This is a genomic window from Parafrankia discariae (assembly GCF_000373365.1).
In the GTDB taxonomy this organism is placed as follows: Bacteria; Actinomycetota; Actinomycetes; order Frankiales; family Frankiaceae; genus Parafrankia; species Parafrankia discariae.
In genome coordinates, this window is record NZ_KB891170.1 from 94,419 (window position 1) to 111,917 (window position 17,499).

Genomic DNA, 17,499 nt, shown 5'->3' on the forward strand with positions numbered 1-17,499 from the left:
CGACCGTGTCCGCCGCTAACGGGCGGCGGCCGGCGTGTCGGTCTCGAGGCTGTCGACGATGAACTGGACGACCTCCCCGACCTTCATGTTGATCACCTGGTCGACATCCATCTCCGAGAGGAAGCCGACGAAGTCGACGTGGTCCCCGTAGGTCTCCCGGAGCCGGTCGGCGAAGGTCACGAACTCGATGCTCTCGAGTTCGAGGTCCGCGTTGAACGAGGTGTCCATGCCGATCGTCATGTCGACGACGTACTCCTCGCCGATCACGTCGCGCAGGATCTCCGTCACGTCCCCGAGCACCTGGTCCGCGCGGGTCGCCGGGTCCACGGCCAGGGTCGACTGGTTGGTGGTCATCGCTGGGTCTGCTCCTTCTGCTGATCGGGCTGCGTACCGGTCCGTGCGCCCGGCCGGTGACCGGCCGGGCCGGTGGGTTGATCGCCGGGCCGCCGCGTGGGCGGGCTCCCGGCGGCGCCGCCCGGAGGCCTCGCGGATCGCTCGATCCGTGGCGAGGTCCAGGCCACGATGTAACCGCCCGCGGGAGCGCCGCCGGATGTGGCGGCGCCGGACGCGGCGGTGTGATCATTGAGTTCGGTGTCGGGACGGGGCCGTCCGGTGGTGTCCATGGTGCGCAGTGCCACCCACCACGTCTCGCCGGCCCCGGCGCCCGCTTCCGCCCCGGTAGTGTGCCCGGCCGCGGCCGGCTCCGCCGCCGGACCGCCGTCCGGTTCCGCCGGTGGCCCGCCGTCCGGCGCGGAGACGGTGACCGGTACCAGCATCGGGGCCGGCAGGCCGGTCACGTCGGGAGGCTCGCCGGTCGGGTGCGCGACCATCCCGCCCGGCCCACGCGGCACCGCCGCCGGGACGGCGGATCCGCCCGGTCGCGGCCGGCCGACGACGAACCGCCGCTGATCGCCGGCCGGCCCGGTCCCGTACGCCTTCGCCGCGGCCTGCTTCGCCGCGGCGAACCGCGCGAGCCAGAGCACGCGGGCCCGCGGATCCGCGCCGGCCAGTTCGTCGAGCAGGCTCAGCTCGGATCCGGCGAGCACGGCCGCCTCCGCGGCGGGCCCGCGCCGTTCGTCGCGTTCCTCGATGCGCTCCAGGCCGATTCCCACACCGCCGACGTCTCCCGGGTCGTCCACCGCGAGGGCGACGGCGATCTCCGGGCGGTGGGCGATGCCCACCTCGGGGCGGGTCAGCTCGGGCAGACCCGGCCGGGTGGGCACCGTGCCGACGACCAGCCGCCCGGACACCAGATCCGTCACACCGACCTCGATCGGCCACACCGCGCCGGCCCCGCGTTCCCACCAGCGGCGCCGCACCGCGTCCTTGGCCGCGATCCGCCCCAGCAGCCAGGACCGGGCGGCCAGCGGATTGTGCCGGGCCAGCCGGGTCCGCTCGTCCGCGTCGAGGTAGTGGCGCAGCGACAGCTCCCGGGACGCCGGGTCACGCCAGTGCTCGGTGACGACCACCCAGCCGTCCGGCGTCAGGTGGCTCTGTGTGTTCCCCTCCGGCGCCAGTGCCATCGACCACAGGACGTCGTCCTCGGTGAACCGCCGGTCGGTCCAGCCCTGGATGTGCCCCCACAGCCGTCCGTCGGCGTCCCGGATCTCCATGTCCGCGGTGGCGGTGCGGTCGGTCACGTCCCGGATCCGGCCCAGGTAGGACATCCGCACGCCGACCGGCGGTGGCGGGCCGAAGAACCGAATCGAGGTGACCGAGGCCGGGAAGAGCAGCCAGTCCGTCGGCAGGTACTGCATGCCCCAGTACCCGAAGAACTGCCCGGCGTTGTCGAGCAGCGCGCCGCTGGCGGGTGTCACCCGCAGCCAGCCGCGCAGCCCCAGCGGGGCCATCCCGTCGACGGACTCGACGCCCTGGTAGCCCGGCCCGTGGAACAGCAGCCGGTCGTCGTAGATTGCGCGCCCGGTGTGCGGGGACGGCGCCTCGCCGGGGATCACGACCTCCCCCGCCGCGCCCGGCGCCGGGACGAACCCGGTGGCCGTGTCGGTCACCCGCGGCGGCGCCGGGTAGGCGTCGGCGAAGACGACCGTGGCCCGCGTGTAGCCGACGACGTCGACCCGGATCTCGTCCGGGCCCAGCGGGGTGCTGGTGATCGTGACCTGCACCGGCGGCTCGATCGCCAGCCAGCGGGTGGCCCGCACGTCCCGGACGGCCACCACCGCGCGCCCGGGCATCAGCGCACTCGCCTCGGCGATGATCATTTCGAGCACGCCGGTGAGCGGCACGACCGGGAACAGGTCGGACGGGTCGGACCACCCGGGGGGCTGCCGGTAGAAGCAGTGGTCGGCGACCTCGGGCATCGTCGCCAGGGAGAGCTCCCGCCGCACGGTCCGCCCACCACCCGGCCCGCTCGCCGCGGGCCGGGCCGCGGGCACCCCCGCAGGCGCGGGCACCGCCTGCGCCGTTGCTGCCTGCGTCGTTGCCGCCTGCGCCGTTGCGGTCCGGGCCTGCGTCTGCGCCGTCGCGGAAGGAGCGGACGCCCGCGCCGCGGCCCAGCGGTCGGTGACGGTGGACATCACCGCTCGCGCGTCGGCGACCGCCGCGCCGAGTTCGGCGAGGACGGCATGGCGCGCGGGGCCGCCCGGACCGTCGGCCACCTGGGCCGGCACGTCGCCGTCGCCGCGACGTCCCGCGTCCGCGCCGCCGAGCCGGGGCGGGAGCGATGCCGCGAGGTCCGGGGCGTCCGCGCCGAGCCGGACCAGCGGCGTTCCCAGTCGCAGGCGCACCGGGCGCCCGGGCCGGGCCGCCGGTGCGGCCACCCGCGGCGCCCTGGTCGCGCCGGCAGCGGCGGTGCCGACGGCCGTGGCGGTGCCGGCGGCAACGGCGGTGCCGGCGGCAACGGCGGTGCCGGCGGCAGTGGCGGGCTCCGGTCTGGTGTGGCACGGCAGGACGTCCAGGCGCGGCGCGGCACCGTCGGCCCACAGCGCCACCGCGACCCGCCGGAGCTGGTCGAGGCCGGACCGCTTGGTGGTGTTCGTGACCAGCGACGCGTGCTCATCCCCCGGACCGTTCAGGGTGTCGTCGACGAAGCCGGCGACGCTGCCCATCCCGACCTGCACGAACACCCGGACGCCCGCGGAGTGCAGACGCCGCGTCAGCTCCCGGAACCGCACCGGCTCGAGCAGGTGCCGGACGGCCAGCTCCCGGATCTCGTCGTGCCCCGCCGGATACGGAGCCACCGTGGTGGCGGACCACACGGGGACGCGTGCCGTGTACAGGGGCGTGTTGTAGAGACCGTCCCGCAGGCGCTTGAGGTGCGGCTTCAGGAACGGGGAGTGGAAGCCCGAACGGAACGGCAGCGTCTGCCCCAGCACCCCGCGGGCGCGCAGCCGGGCGAGCGCGGTCTCGACGCTGTCCACCCGCCCGCAGATGATCGACTGGTGTGGGCAGTTGTCGTGCGAGACCACGATCTCGGGCAACCCGTCGATCGCCTCGGTGGCGACCTCCGCACCGCAGCCCAGCGCCCCGAACACGACACCCGGCACCTCGAGCGTGGCCGGGTCGAAGACCCCGATGAACTCGTCGGCGTACTCGTCGGTCATCAGCCCGGCCGAGAGCATCGCGTTCCACTCGCCCACGCTGTGCCCGGCGACCAGGTCGGGGACCACCCCGAGGCGGCGCAGGGCCGTGTCGAGGACCCGTCCCACCTGGACACTGGCGACGCCGTGGCTGCCGAGCTCGGCGGTGTCGCCCACCTCCGGGCGCGCCAGCCCGAAGTGGTCGCACACGTCGTCGATCCGTGGGGCGAACTTGTCCTCCAGACCGCAGAACAGGAACGCCAGCCGCGGGCCGACCTCGGCCCCGGCGCCGACGTCGGGGCCGAGGTCGGCACCGGGCCCGGCCCGGTCTCCGAGCAGCGGATCGGGGACGAACCAGAGATCGTTGCGCCCGCGCCACGCGGTGCCGCGGGCCGCCACCGTGCGGGCCAGCGCCAGCCGGCGCGGGGTGGGAGCCACCAGCGCCAGCCGGTACGGCCCGCCCACCGGCGGGGACGCCGCGTCGTCCCGCCCGAGCAGGTCGGCGTCCGGGACGGCCAGCTGGGCGACGATCTCGGCCGCCGACGAGCCCGCGAACAGCAGGACCCGCTCGGCCGCCGGGTCGGGCCCGAGCTCGGCACCCGTCCCGGCGGCGACGATGCCGGCGACGGAACCGGTGGAACCGGCGGAGCCACCGAAGCTCACCGGATCGACGGCGCCGGCGTGGTCGTCGAGGCACTCCTCCAGGACGACGTGCGCGTTCACGCCGCCGAACCCGAAGGCGTTCACCCCCGCCCGGCGCGGCGTGGCGCCGGACGGCTCCCACTCGGCCGCCGCCCGGACCGGGGCGAACCGGCTCCCGTCGAACAGCGGGTGCGGCTCGTCGCAGTGCAGCGTCGGCGGCAGGGTGCGGTGGTGCAGCGCCAGCGCGGCCTTGATCAGTCCGGCCATGCCGGCGGCGGGCATCGCGTGCCCGATCATCGACTTCACCGAGCCGAGACCGACCGGGCCCGCCCCGGCCTCGCTCGCCCCTACGCCGCCGCCGAAGACCTTCGCCAGCGTCGAGAGCTCGGTGCCGTCGCCAGCCGGAGTCGCGGTCCCGTGCGCCTCGATCAGCCCGACCGCGCCGGGCGCCGCCGGGTCGAGACCGGCGTCCGCCCAGGCCCGCTCGATCGCCAGGATCTGCCCAGAGGACGCGGGCGCCATCAGGCTCGCGGTACGCCCGTCGCTGGACGTCCCGGCGCCGCGCAGCACGGCGTAGACCCGGTCGCCGTCGCGGCGGGCGTCGGGGAGCCGCTTCAGGACGATCATCCCGACGCCCTCGCCCATGAGCAGGCCGTCGGCGCGGCGGTCGAACGGCCGGATCCGCTGGGTGGGCGAGAGCGCCCGCAGCAGCGTGAACAGGCTCCAGAACGAGACCTCGTGCACGATGTGCACGCCGCCGACGATCATCGCGCCGGCCCGGCCCCCGACCAGCTCCCGCATCGCGATGTCCACCGCGACCAGGGAGGACGCGCAGGCCGCGTCGATCGTGTAGGCCGGGCCGTGCAGGTCGAGACGGTTCGCGATCCGCGAGGCCGCCAGGTTCGGCACCAGGCCGATGGACGCCTCCGGCCGCTGCGGGCCCAGCTTGGCCAGAAACGCGTCGACCACCTGGTCGACGGCCCCCTCCGGGACGTCCGGCAGCACCTCGCGCAGCGTGGTCGCCAGCTGGTGCGAGGTGCGGACCCGCTGCTCGAGCCGGGCCACCCCCGGCCCGACGTAGCCGCCGCGGCCCACCACGACGCCGACGCGGCCGCGGTCACCGAGCGCCTCGGCCCCGCCGGCGTCGTCCATCGCCTCGGCGGCGAGCCGCAGCGCGAGCAGCTGGTCGGGCTCCGCCCAGTCGACCGAGACCGGGACGATGCCGAACCGGGCGGGGTCGAAGGTCGCCAGATCGTCGACGAACCCGCCGCGCCGGCAGTAGAAGCCGGCGCCGTCCGGCCGCCGGTCACCGTCCGCGACCGCCCCGGCGGCCCCGGCGTAGTACTCGTCGAGGTCCCAGCGGCCCGGCGGGACGTCGGCGATCGCGTCCACGCCACCGACGATGTTGCGCCAGTAGGTGTCCAGGTCGCCCGCACCGGGGAACAGCGCGGACATCCCGACGATCGCGATCTCAAGCCCACCCGCGTCGCGGGGGCCGCCACCGTTGTGGCGGGATGTGTCACCCATCGAACGACCCGACTCCCGCGCACATGTAGACGACCTGGGTCGGCGCGGCCGCGACCGGCTCACCGAGCTCCCGCAGCAACGCGGCGACCCCTTCCCCGGGGTCGATCAGACCGATGCCCCGGCGGGCGTACTCCCGGGACAGCTCGGCGGACACCATCCCGCGGCCGGCGACCGTGTCGGTGCCCCAGGGACCCCAGTCGACGCTGACCACCCGGCCGGCGAAACGCGCCGAGGCGGTGTGCGCGAGGGCGTCCAGGGCGTCGTTGGCGGCCGCGTAGTCGACCTGACCGCGGTTGCCGAACACCCCGGCCACGCTGCCGAAGAGCACAACGAAGCCCACATCGGGCCGTAGCGCGTCCAGCAGGGCGCGCGCCCCGTCGACCTTCGTGCGGAACACCCGATCGAAGGACTCCGGCGACTTGTCCCGCAGCAGCCGGTCCTCCAGGACGCCGGCGCCGTGCACGACGCCGTCCAGCCGGCCGTGCCGCGCGTACACGTCGGCGACGACGCCGGCGACCGCGGTGACGTCCCGCACGTCGACCGGGTGGTAGCGCACCGACGCGGCGACCTCCCGCAGCGCGCCGAGCGTGGCCCGGATCTCCCGCTCGGCCAGGATCCGCCCGATGCGGGCCTCTATCTCGGCCGGGCGGCGCACCCCCGCCGCGATCAGGGCACGGCGCAGCGCGGGCGGGTCGAACGCGCCCACGGTGGCCTCGTCCTCGGGCGCGTCCGGGACGGGCGTGCGTCCGATCAGCTCGACCGCGCAGCCGGTGGCACCCGCGAGCGCCAGCGCGGTCCGGGCGGTGATCCCACGCGCGCCACCGGTCAGCAGGACGACGCCGGACCCGTCCAGCCCCGGCGGAACCGCGGCGGCCCGCGGCGCCCCGGCGGCCGGAGCATCCGGCCCGCCGGTGACCGCGGCCAGGTCGACCATCCGCAGCTCGGGAGCGATCCGGACGCCGTCGCGGTAGCCGACGACCACCGGCGCGTCCGGCGTGAGCATCTCCGCGAGCAGGTTCTCCGCGATCCGCCGCGGCTGCGCCTTGGGATGGACGTCCACCAGCCTGATCAGGAGGTCGGGCAGCTCACGGGCCAGGGTCCGGAGCAGCCCGGCCATCCCGGCGCCCGGGCCGGGGTCGCCGATCTCGCCGTTGCGGCCGAGATCGCCGCCGAGGCCGGTGACCGCGACGAGCCGCCGGACGCCGGCCAGCGCGGCGGCGCGCAGCGCCGGGAACGCCGCCGGCAGACCGCCGGTCGGCCCCGCCGAGCCCTCCGTCGAGGCGGCCCAGAACAACCCGTCGGCGCCGATGCCGGAGGCGACCAGCTCGCCCAGGGCGGCGTCGTTCGCCGAGATGATGCGGACCTGCGCCCCGGCCTGTTCAAGCAGGCTCGACAGCGCGAGGCCGATCCCGAGCCCGCCGTCGACGACGGCGAACCGGGCGCCGTCCAGCACCGCCGTGCGGCCGGCGGCGACGATGTCGTCCCAGGACGGCAGCGGGGCCAGCTCGGTGGACTCCACCACGAACCGGCGCAGCGGCACCCGTTCGGCGAACACCGGATCCGTGGCGCCCCGCGGGGCCGACAGCACCCCCCAGCCATCCGGCGCCGACGCGGTACCGGCTGACCGGACGCCGGCCGGCGGGGCACCAATTGGTGCCGCGAGCCGCGCGGACATCACCGGCGCACCCGCCGGTACCGGAACGGCCGTGGCCGCGGCCGCGGGAGTCGCCTTCGCCGCGGCGGTCGCCGGGACCGCGGCCGGGACGGCGGACCAACGCTCGGCGTGGCTCTGCTCGGGCACCTCGACCTGTCCGGGCCGGGCCCGTCCCGCGCCGGCGGCGGCGCCGGGCCCCGCGCCGTGGCCGGCCCCGCCCCCGGCGGTGACCGCCTGGTCGGCGGACCGGTCGACAGCCGGGTCGGCGGACCGGTCGGCGGCCGGGTCGGCGGACTGGCGCTCGACGATCCAGGAAACGATCCCCCGAACCGTCTTCACCGCCGCCAACTCCTCCACCACCGACTCATCCACATCACCCGCCCCCACACCAGCCAGACCCACCCGCCCCGCGAGCTCCCCCAGAATCTCCGTCCGCTTGATCGAATCGATCGACAGATCAGCCTCAAGATCCAGATCCGGCTCCAGCATCTCCACCGGATAACCCGTCAGATCCGCGATCACCCCCACCACCGCATCCGCCACAGCCTCCGCCGACAACCCGACAGACCCCCCACCACCCACCGGCACACCCACCACAGCCGGCGCCGGAGACGAGGTGGCCGAGGACGCGGTGGCCGGGAGGGCGGCCGGCGCCGTGTCGTAGGCCGGGTCGGCGGACCGGTCGGCGGCCGGGTCGGCGGACTGGCGCTCGACGATCCAGGAAACGATCCCCCGAACCGTCTTCACCGCCGCCAACTCCTCCACCACCGACTCATCCACATCACCCGCCCCCACACCAGCCAGACCCACCCGCCCCGCGAGCTCCCCCAGAATCTCCGTCCGCTTGATCGAATCGATCGACAGATCAGCCTCAAGATCCAGATCCGGCTCCAGCATCTCCACCGGATAACCCGTCAGATCCGCGATCACCCCCACCACCGCATCCGCCACAGCCTCCGCCGACAACCCGACAGACCCCCCACCACCCACCGGCACACCCACCACAGCCGGCACGGCCAGAGCCGGAGACGCGGCGGCGGCAGGCGCGGCCACCGCGGATACCGCGGGTGCGGCATGCACCGCGGGCGTGGCGGATGCCGCGGGCGTGGCGGGCACCGCGGGCGTGGCGGGCACCGCGGGCGCGACAGGCGTGGCGGGCGGCAGGACGGCAGCCGGAGCCACCGGGGCCGGCAGCGGGGCTGCCTGAGCCCACCGCCCGGCATCGTGGTCGACCGGCGTGGCCGCGGCGGCGCCGCCCAGGTAGGTCAACAGAACGTCGCGCTGCGCCGCCACGAGATCACGGCCCGTCCGCAGGAACTCGAGGACGGCCGTGTCAGCGGGCCCGGTGACCGGGGCCGGCCCGGCCGGCCGGCCGGCGACCGCCGGCTCGACGGGGCTCGCACCGGCGGCGGCGAACGCGGCCCCGGACCCGTTCGGCCCCGGATACCAGCCGTCGCGATGTCCGTTCACATGCCCGTTCGCGTGCCCGTTCATCATCTGGGGACCGTCCACTGGAGTGCCTCCTGCCGATCCGCCGGCCCCCACCGGGCCGGGCGCGAAAACGCGCCAGGCCCCGGGGCCGTCCTGCCTGTCTGTGTCACCAGAGCCACCCGTCCGCGCCGTGGACGCCTCGACAGCCATCGGCCGCCCTGGCTCCGCGGCCCACTCAGCCGGCGCGGCCTCGACAGCCGGCACGACCGGCACGACCGGCGGCACCCGTCGGGCGGGCCGCAGCCCACCGGGCAGGTAGCCGCCCTGCCCGGTCCGCACATACGCCCCGTCGATCAGCCAGCCCGGGCGCCGGGGCATCCCGTCGGCCGGGACCGTGCGGGTGTCACGGCCCGCGAACAGGGCCGACGGGTCCAGCTCCACCCCGGCCGCCGCGAGCTCGGCCACCGCGAGCAGCAGCCGGCGCAGGCCGTGCTCCCCCGGCGCGTCGGTCGCCACGACCCGGTGCGGACGTCCGGCGAGAATCTTCGCCGTGAGCTGGGAGAGCACCCGGCCCGGACCGGTCTCGACGAAGACCCGGACGCCGGCCGCGTACATCGCCTCGATCTGCTCGACGAAGCGGACCGGGGCCGCGACCTGGCCGGCCAGCGTCGCGCGGGTGCCGTCCGGGGTCCGCGGGTAGGGCGCGGCGGTCGTGTTGGACCACACCGGCAGCGTGAGCTCACCGACGGCCGTGGCGGCGAGCTCACCGGCCAGCGTGTCGGCCGCACCGGCGATCACCGGGCTGTGGAAGGCGCAGGCCACCGGGATGCGCCGGGCCGAGTGCCCGGCGTCCTTGAGCCGGGCGACCGCGGCGTCGACGGCGGCGGTGGGCCCGGAGATCACGGTCTGGCGTGGCGCGTTCTGGTTGGCGAGCGCCACGCCGGCCACGGTGCCGTCGGCCGCGGGCGCGCCGAGCGCGTCCCGGATCTGGTCGGCGGTCGCCGACACCGCGGCCATGGTGCCCGGGTCGCCGTCGGCCGCCGCGAGGATCGCGTCGGCGCGGGCCCGGCTGAGCCGGACGAGGTCGGCCCGGTCGTACGCGCCGGCCGCGCACAGCGCGACCAGCTCACCGTAGGAATGACCGGCGACATGGTCGGGACGGATCTTCAGCCCGGCCAGGATGTCGTGGACGGCCAGCCCGGCCATCCCCAGCGCGGGCTGCGCCGCCCGGGTGTCGGTCAGCGCCGCGGCCTGGGCCGTCCGTTCGGTGTCGCTGAAGGCGGCCGGGGGGAACATCGTGGCGGCGACGTCCGGGGCGAGCTCCAGCAGGGCGCGCAGCCGCGGGAAGGCCACGAAGAGGTCCGCGAGCATCCCGGGACGCTGGCTGCCCTGGCCGGGGAAGAGGAACGCCACCGGTCCGGCGCCGCCGCCCTCGGTGGACGTCCCGGTGCCGCCGCCGGCCGTGGCCGACGCGTCGGACGTGCCGGCCTCGTCCCCGGGGTGGACGAACACGCCGAGGCGGGAGTCCGACCGCGGCTCGCGCGCCCGGTCGAGGGCGGCGGCGAGATCGTCCAGCTCGTCGACGACGAAGGCGATCCGCACCGGGCCGCCCCGCTCCTCGGCCGCGGTGCGGGCCAGATCGCGCAGGTGGTAGGGCCGGCCCGCCTCCTCGTTGGCCCGGGCCAGTTCGGCGAGGCGGTCCAGCCGGCGCAGCGCGGCGGCGCGGTCCCGACCGCGGATCACGAACAGCTCCGCCGGCCACCGGTCCAGGCCGTGCGCGGGCTCCGGTGCCTTGTCGTAGGCCGACACGACGACGTGGAAGTTCGTCCCGCCGAACCCGAAGGCGGACAGGCCGGCGTGGCGCCGCCCGGCGGGCGCGATCCACGGGCGGGCCCGGTCGTCGAAGAAGAACGGGCTGCTCTCCTGCTCCCAGTACGGGTTGGGGCGGTCCATGTGCAGCGTCGGCGGCCGCACGCCGGTCTCCAGCGCGCGCGCCACCTTGACCAGCCCGGCCAGGCCCGCGGCGCACTTCGTGTGGCCGATCTGCGACTTCACCGACCCGACCGCGCACTGGCCGACGGCGGCGCCGTGCTCGGTGAACACCTCGGTGAGGGTGGCGAGCTCGGTGCGGTCCCCGACGACCGTTCCGGTCGCGTGCGCCTCCAGCATGCCCACCTCGGACGGCGAGATCCCCGCCGTCGCGTAGGCCCGCTCGAGGGCGATGACCTGCCCGGCCTTGCGCGGCGCGGTCAGACCGAGTGCCCGGCCGTCGGAGGAGCCGGCGACCGACCGGATGACCGCGCGGATCCGGTCACCGTCGCGCTGCGCGTCCGCGAGTCGCTTGAGAACGACGACGGCGACGCCCTCACCGAGGCTGGTGCCGTCCGCTCCGGAATCGAAGCTGCGGCACCGACCCCCCGGAGACAGCGCGTGCACCGAGGCGAAAAGCAGGAAGTCGTGGACGCTGGAATGGGTGTCCACGCCCCCGCAGAGCACCATGTCGGACGAGCCCGCCGTCAGTTCCTTGCAGGCCGCGTCCAGGGCGGCCAGCGAGGAGGCACACGCCGCGTCGACGGTGAAGTTCAGGCCACCGAGATCGAGCCGGTTCGCCACCCGGCCGGCTATGACGTTCGCGAGCATGCCGGGGAAGGAATCCTCGTCGAGCTCGGGCAGGAGCTCCTCCAGCTCGGCGGGAAGCTCACCGACCCAGGCCCGGTGCGCGGAGCGGAATCCATAGGTCGTGGAAAGGTCGGAACCTGACTCCGCGCCGAAGACGACCGAGGCGCGCCGCCGGTCGAACGGTCGGCTTTCATACCCGGCGTCGCGAATGGCCCGGGCGGCCACCTCCAGCGCGAGGAGCTGACCCGGATCAATGCTGCGCAGCGAGCGCGGTGGTATTCCGTAGGCGAGCGCGTCGAACGGAATCCGCGGCAGGAATCCACCCCATTTGGACGGGGTTCGCCGGCCGGCGTCCTTCACGACCGATTCCGGGTCGTAGTAGAGCTCCGCGTCCCACCGTTCGGGTGACACCTCGGTTATCGCGTCGACACCGCCGACCACATTGGCCCAGTAGTCCTTCTCGTCGGAAGCCCGCGGAAACACCGCTGACATACCGACGATCGCGATGTCGAGCGACCGGGCCGCCTCGCGCACGGCGGCCACGGACCGGGCCGCGCGCCCGGCCCGGTCGCCGTCCGATGGCTGGCGGCCGACGGTCCCCTCGGCGCGGTCGGCCGCGGCTCCGTCGATCGCGGCGGCGCGCTCGGCGCCGCTCCCGGCGATGCGCTGGGCCGGCAGCACGGCGACCGACCCGGTCGGCTCGTCGACCCACCCGGCCGCCCGCTCGGCGACGAGCGCCGTGGCCTGCTCGGTCACCTCCGCGTGCAACCGGCCGATCGTCGTGCGGTCCGATCTCAGCGCCGCCACCTGGCCGATCATGAACATGCCGTCGGTGGCCTGCTCGCGGGGCCCGACCTCGACCAGCTGGCCACCCTCCCGGCGGACACCCCGGCTGGCGATCCGCAGCCGGCCCAGGTTGAGCGACTCGAGCTCGGCCCACATCTGCTTGCGCGCCACGCCGGCGGCCGTCAGCTCCTCGCGCCGGCGCAGGAAGGTGTGCACGAACTCGGACTCCACGCACCGGGTGGCGTGCCCGGGCGAGGTCTCCAGCAGCACGGTGCGGGTGGCGCCGATCGCCGCCTCCTGGAACCCGGGCATGATCGCGCCGTCGGCGACCGCCTCCTCGGTGAACAGGTAGGCCGTCCCCATGAGCACACCGACCCGCGCGCCGCGGTCGGCCAGCGGGGCCGCCGCCGCCGCGACCATGGCCGCCGAGCTCGCGTCATGGATCCCGCCCGCGAAGAGCACGTGGACGTCCTCCAGCGACCCCGGACCGTCACCGGCGGCCAGGGCGAAGGCGAGCAGGCGGGTGATCTGCGCCTCCCACAGCGAGAAGCTGGCCCGCGGCCCCACATGGCCGCCGCACTCGCGGCCCTCGAAGACGAACTTGCGCGCCCCGTCGGCGAGGAAGCGATCGAGCAGCCCCGGTGAGGGCACATGCAGGAAGGTGTCGATGCCGGCGGCCTCCAGCGGTGCCGACTGGGCCGGTCGTCCGCCGGCGATCAGCGCGCAGGGCGGGCGTACCTCGTGCACCGCCTCGAGCTGGGCCGCGCGCACCTCGGGCGGCGCGAACCCGAGAATTCCCACGCCCCAGGGCAGGTCACCGAGCAGCTCGGCGGTCTCCGTCAGCAGCGCCCGGGTCGCCGCCCCGTCCAGCAGCGCGAGCGCGAGGAAGGGCAACCCGCCCGCGTCGGCCACCGAGCGGGCGAACCGCGCCCGGTCGCTGACCCTGGTCATCGGTCCCTGCGCGACCGGGTAGCGCAGCCCGCGGGCGGCCGCGAACGGCGATCCCGGCGCGAGCGGCCGGTGCCGCGCCGCCGAGTCGAGAGCGGTCCGCACGGACTCCCGCACAGCCTGGACCAGGGCACTCGCCGACCCGTACCGGTCGGCCAGGTGGGCCGCCAGCGCGCCGTCCTGCCCGACGGGGAGAAGCTGCGTCCGCAGGTCGCGTCCGCCCAGCCGCAGCGCGACCGGGCGCTGGTCGCCACCGGCGGCGGATGCGGTGGCGCCCGGCACCATGGCCGCCGGCGCGGCGGGCCCGGTGGAGGTCAGCGCGGTGGACGTCAGCGCGCCGTCGGAGGCGAGTTCACCGCCGGTGTCCCGGAAGTCCGTGACCGGCTCGTCTCCGTTCCTGGGCGCACCCGGGCCGGCGGGCCAGCCGACCAGGCGGGCGACCGGTAGATCCGGGCGCACGTAGACGCGGTGGCCCTCGATCAGCGCGGTCTCGCTGCCGTCCATGGCGCGGACCGCGGCCGCCGTCTCGGTGGGCAGCTCCATCTCACGCACGAGCGCGAACTGCGAGTCCATGAGCACACCGACCGCTCCGCCGGCGATCGCCGCGGCGGCCGTGGCCGGACCAATGCCACCAGCAGCCCACACGGGGGCAACAGACCCGTCCCGACGTGTCGGCTTCGCGGCGATCAGGTGCTGTAGCAGAGTGAACGTCGTGAGGTCACCGACTCGTCCGCCGGCCTCATTACCGCGCGCGACGAGGCCGGCCGCGCCCGCCTCCAGCGCGCCCACCGCGTCAGCCACGGACAGCACCTCGACGAGGACGCGCCGACCAGACCCGGCGGCCTCGGCCACCGCCCACGGGGCGTCCACCGCGAGCAGTACCGTGTCGACGCAGGCAGGCAGGTCACCGGTTTCGAGCGGGCAGCCCACGGGGACCCTGACCCCGAACGGCGCGGTCGACCAGGCGACCGCCGCGGCCAGCGACTCCCGGCCGCGGGCCGGGTCGAGGCCGAGATCGAGGATTCCCAGGCCGCCTGCGTGGCCGACCGCCGCCACCAGGTGCGGCGCGGGCTCACCGAACGGGCTGACGACGACGACCAGGTCCCGGTCTCCGGGCTCGACCGCGACGGGCCTCGGTCGGGCACTGAACGAGCTGCTCATCGGATGCTCCTCCTGGCCAGGCACCACCGTGATCGGCGACGACCGGGAACGGTTGCCGCCGGCACCGGCCGGCGGGCCGGGGTCGGATTCGGGCGGGCTCGGCCGGCGGGCGCCGGTGAACCACTGGGGAGATCGCTGACCGGCCGCCGCTGATCTGCGCGCCTCGAGGTAGTCCGGTCCCGGCGTCGTGGGGCGATCGGCACATCAGGCAGGTGCAACTCCATATGAGGGACAGAACCGGCGACCGGCTCGGACTCCCCGCCGCAGGCGACGATGACGATTTGGTTGTGGTGACTGCGGCCCGGCCCGATCGACTCACCCGAGGCAGCGGACGTGCGCGAAATACTAGCCCGTCCGGACGAGGTCTCCACAAGCAGGTCACGTCGCGAAACGATCAGGTACCCCGGCTCATCACCCGGACACACGGCCGAACACACGGAACGCGGCGCGCGACGGCGCGCCGGGATCTTCTGGCCCGCCCTGCCGGGCGTGTTGTCCGGCTCTGCGGACAGCGCGCGTTTCGCCGTACATCCGATGTTCGCCGCGACGATGCCGTACACATGCCTGCAATGACTACGATTCGACGGCTGGCCCGAATTTATTCCGGCACGGTCCCAGAGTGACACGTCATACCGTCCGGGTGCGGAGCGTCGGTGATCGAAACCATCGGGAATCAGTGTCAACTTTCCCTGACCGGGCACCGCGGCCTCGACGGTGGACCACGCCCGAATCCCATGACATGACATTCATCCAGCCGTTCCTCCGGTGACGATCTGGAGCAGCCGCCGATCCCGGCCTGAGCCGGACGGACACGGCGTCGACAGACTCGTCTCTTCTGACCCCCACATACGCAGTGACATGACCCGTTCAACCTAGTCACCCTTGGCGAGCAGCCGCAAGCATAAGCGCTGCCCATTTCCCTCGCCCATCTTGGAGTCGCCCCCTCGGGCACGACAAATACCCAGTTCACAGGGGCTTTTCCCACGCGATCAGGGCACCGCGCGGATGCCATCCGGGCTCCGGCGAGCCACACGGGACCACGGGGAGCATTCCGCGAAGAGGCCGGGCAGGCGGCGAGACCACCCGAAGTAACTAGAGCCAGGTCACTGCCAGGAAGCCCATCCGCCAGAGTGCGTGAACGACTCTCCCGAGTCCTGCGTGGATGTCCGACCAGGACCCAGAAGACGCGTCGGGTCAGGAGCGCGTCGGGTCAGGAGCGCGTCACCCGGAAGCGCGTCACGTCAGGAGCGCCATCTCAGGGCGTGTCGGGTCAGGGCGTGGCCGAGGCGACGGCACGGCGCCGACAACAGCGAAGGCGGCAGAGACACGACGCCGACGGCAGCGGCGACGGTCACCGCCCGCCGCCAGGGGTCAGGGGGTCACGACCTGCCGCGAAGGCCTGTCACACGCACCCGCCGCTGCGGGGCGCCCATGCGGCGGGGGCGGGGCGGCGGGGGCGGGGCGGCGGGGGCGGGGCGGCGGGGGCGGGGCGGCGGGGGCGGGGCCGCGGTCGCGGTCGCGGGGCTCGGCACCCGCCGGAACTTCGCGGGGAAGGACGACCGAACTGTCACAACGGACGGTCAATCCATCCGGTTCCATGCGGACCGCTCCCCGGCGGCGACCGCCGTCGCGGGCCGGCCGATCGCCGGCCGGCCCGCCACGCCGAACATGTGACTGCGAGTTGCTTCGACGTTCACCCGCGGCGGATGACCGGGAGGGGCGGTCCCGGCCCCACCGGTCTCCCGTCGGGGTGCGCGGACGCGCCGCGCGCCGGGCGGGCGGGCGCGATCCGGTGTGTGCCGCCTGGGCGCCGATCTCTCGACGTCCGGGCGTTGTCGGACCGTGGGCTGGTCCGACGACCCTGCCGGGCAGGCCGGCCGGGGCGTTGCTATCCGGGCGCTGGCGGCCCGGAGGGTGCAGGTCGGGCGAACCCGCACGGACAGTCATGAACAGGTTGTGCGCAGGAGAGCGATCGGCACCGGGTGGGCACCCCGCACCGCCCGCTCGCGCGCCGCCGGTCCGCGGACCCGCGGACGCTCCGGCCACGACTGGCCGGACTATGACGGCCCCCGGCTACGGACGGGGCAGTCCCGGCGCCGGCATCGAGCCCATCTCACGCTGCCAGGCGAGCGCGAGCTGGGTGCGGTTGGAGCAACCGGTCGCCACGAGCGCGTGCGTCAGGTGATGCTTGACGGTGTCGATGCTGATGCAGAGGGCCTCCGCCACCTGCCGGTTCGACTGGCCTTCCGCCACCAGGCGAACGACGTCGCGCTCCCGGGCGGAGAGCTTCGCCGTCACGGCCGGACCCGGGTTCACCCGGATGTAGAAACGCAGCAGGTTGCCGAGATGGCGGGCGAGCACGGCACCCACCGCGCGGTCCCGCGGCCCGAAGGCACCCGGCCGCGGGTCCAGCAGGGAGACGACGGCGCCGACACCGCCGGACCCGGCGAGCCTGATCAGCAGCTTCGCGTGGATTCCGTGGGCGCGCAGGAAGCGCTCCAGCCGCAGCCGGACCTCGGGCCGGTCGGGCACCCCGATCTCGTCGAGTGTGACCAGGCCGCGCTCCCACATCAGCCGCAGGCTCTCCGGGTCGTTGAAGACCTCGAGGCTACGGTAGCGCTCCAGGAAGGGCCCGGCCATGCGCAGCGCGAGACCGCGCCCGGTCGGGCGGGCGTCCTGGAAGGTCGACTGCGGGGACGAGCCGAGGAAGAACGCCGAGTGGCGGTAGCCGAGGTGGCGGGCCATCCCGTCGAGCGCCGCCTCACGGAACGCCGGCAGCGACGCCGCCCGTTCGCAGTCCTCGACGACGCGGAGCACGCCGCGCAGCTCCGCCGCGCCGAGCGCCAGATCCCGCGGCACCTGCGGCCCGCGGGCCGGGACGGGGGCGCGGCCGGGCAGCCCCGCCGCGACCGCGCCGGGACGCATCCGGGCGCCCGGGTGGCCCACCGCGGATGTCGCCGAGATCGGCGCGTGCCGCGTCGTGGGAGCCCGGTGCGGGGCCGCCACGCCGGGCGGCCGGGCAACCCCCGCCGATGTGTCCATCGTCACGGCGAGTCGGCCGGAGGCCGGATGGCCGCTGGGGCTACCATCGGGATTGCTGAGCATTCGGTCAGTCACACATGCCTCCGGGGGCAGACCGACACCAGGTCACTGGCCGGTAGTCGCGAATCAGCCGGCTTATTTCCGGCCAAGCTG

The 17,499-nt window shown here is 75.1% G+C and carries 4 protein-coding genes; all 4 read right to left on the minus strand.

What is annotated here, in order from left to right; translation table 11 throughout:
* Positions 1-15: 15 nt before the first annotated feature.
* The 4 genes from B056_RS0109450 to B056_RS0109470 all read right to left on the minus strand — a co-directional run bounded on the left by B056_RS0109450 (position 16) and on the right by B056_RS0109470 (position 17,409).
* Positions 16-354: a phosphopantetheine-binding protein gene (locus B056_RS0109450; RefSeq protein ID WP_018501624.1), complete on the minus strand. Its 339-nt coding sequence runs from the start codon at positions 352-354 to the stop codon at positions 16-18.
* The gene (locus B056_RS0109455) at positions 351-5,705 is read right to left on the minus strand and encodes a type I polyketide synthase (RefSeq protein WP_018501625.1); all 5,355 of its coding nucleotides are present in this window, start codon (positions 5,703-5,705) and stop codon (positions 351-353) included. Before B056_RS0109455 ends, B056_RS0109450 begins: the two co-directional genes overlap by 4 nt.
* Positions 5,698-14,304: a type I polyketide synthase gene (locus tag B056_RS0109460; protein WP_035750966.1), complete on the minus strand. Its 8,607-nt coding sequence runs from the start codon at positions 14,302-14,304 to the stop codon at positions 5,698-5,700. The genes B056_RS0109455 and B056_RS0109460 overlap by 8 nt, the downstream gene beginning before the upstream one ends.
* A gap of 2,073 nt (positions 14,305-16,377) precedes the next feature.
* Positions 16,378-17,409, minus strand: a complete 1,032-nt coding sequence (locus B056_RS0109470; RefSeq protein ID WP_035750967.1) for a helix-turn-helix transcriptional regulator — start codon at positions 17,407-17,409, stop codon at positions 16,378-16,380.
* Positions 17,410-17,499: the final 90 nt, after the last annotated feature.

Excerpts from the sequence above, each read along its gene's own strand:
- B056_RS0109470 (WP_035750967.1), bottom strand. The coding sequence starts at position 17,409 with ATGCTCAGCAATCCCGATGGTAGCCCCAGCGGCCATCCGGCCTCCGGC.
- B056_RS0109460 (WP_035750966.1), bottom strand. The coding sequence starts at position 14,304 with ATGAGCAGCTCGTTCAGTGCCCGACCGAGGCCCGTCGCGGTCGAGCCC.
- B056_RS0109455 (WP_018501625.1), bottom strand. The coding sequence starts at position 5,705 with ATGGGTGACACATCCCGCCACAACGGTGGCGGCCCCCGCGACGCGGGT.
- B056_RS0109450 (WP_018501624.1), bottom strand. The coding sequence starts at position 354 with ATGACCACCAACCAGTCGACCCTGGCCGTGGACCCGGCGACCCGCGCG.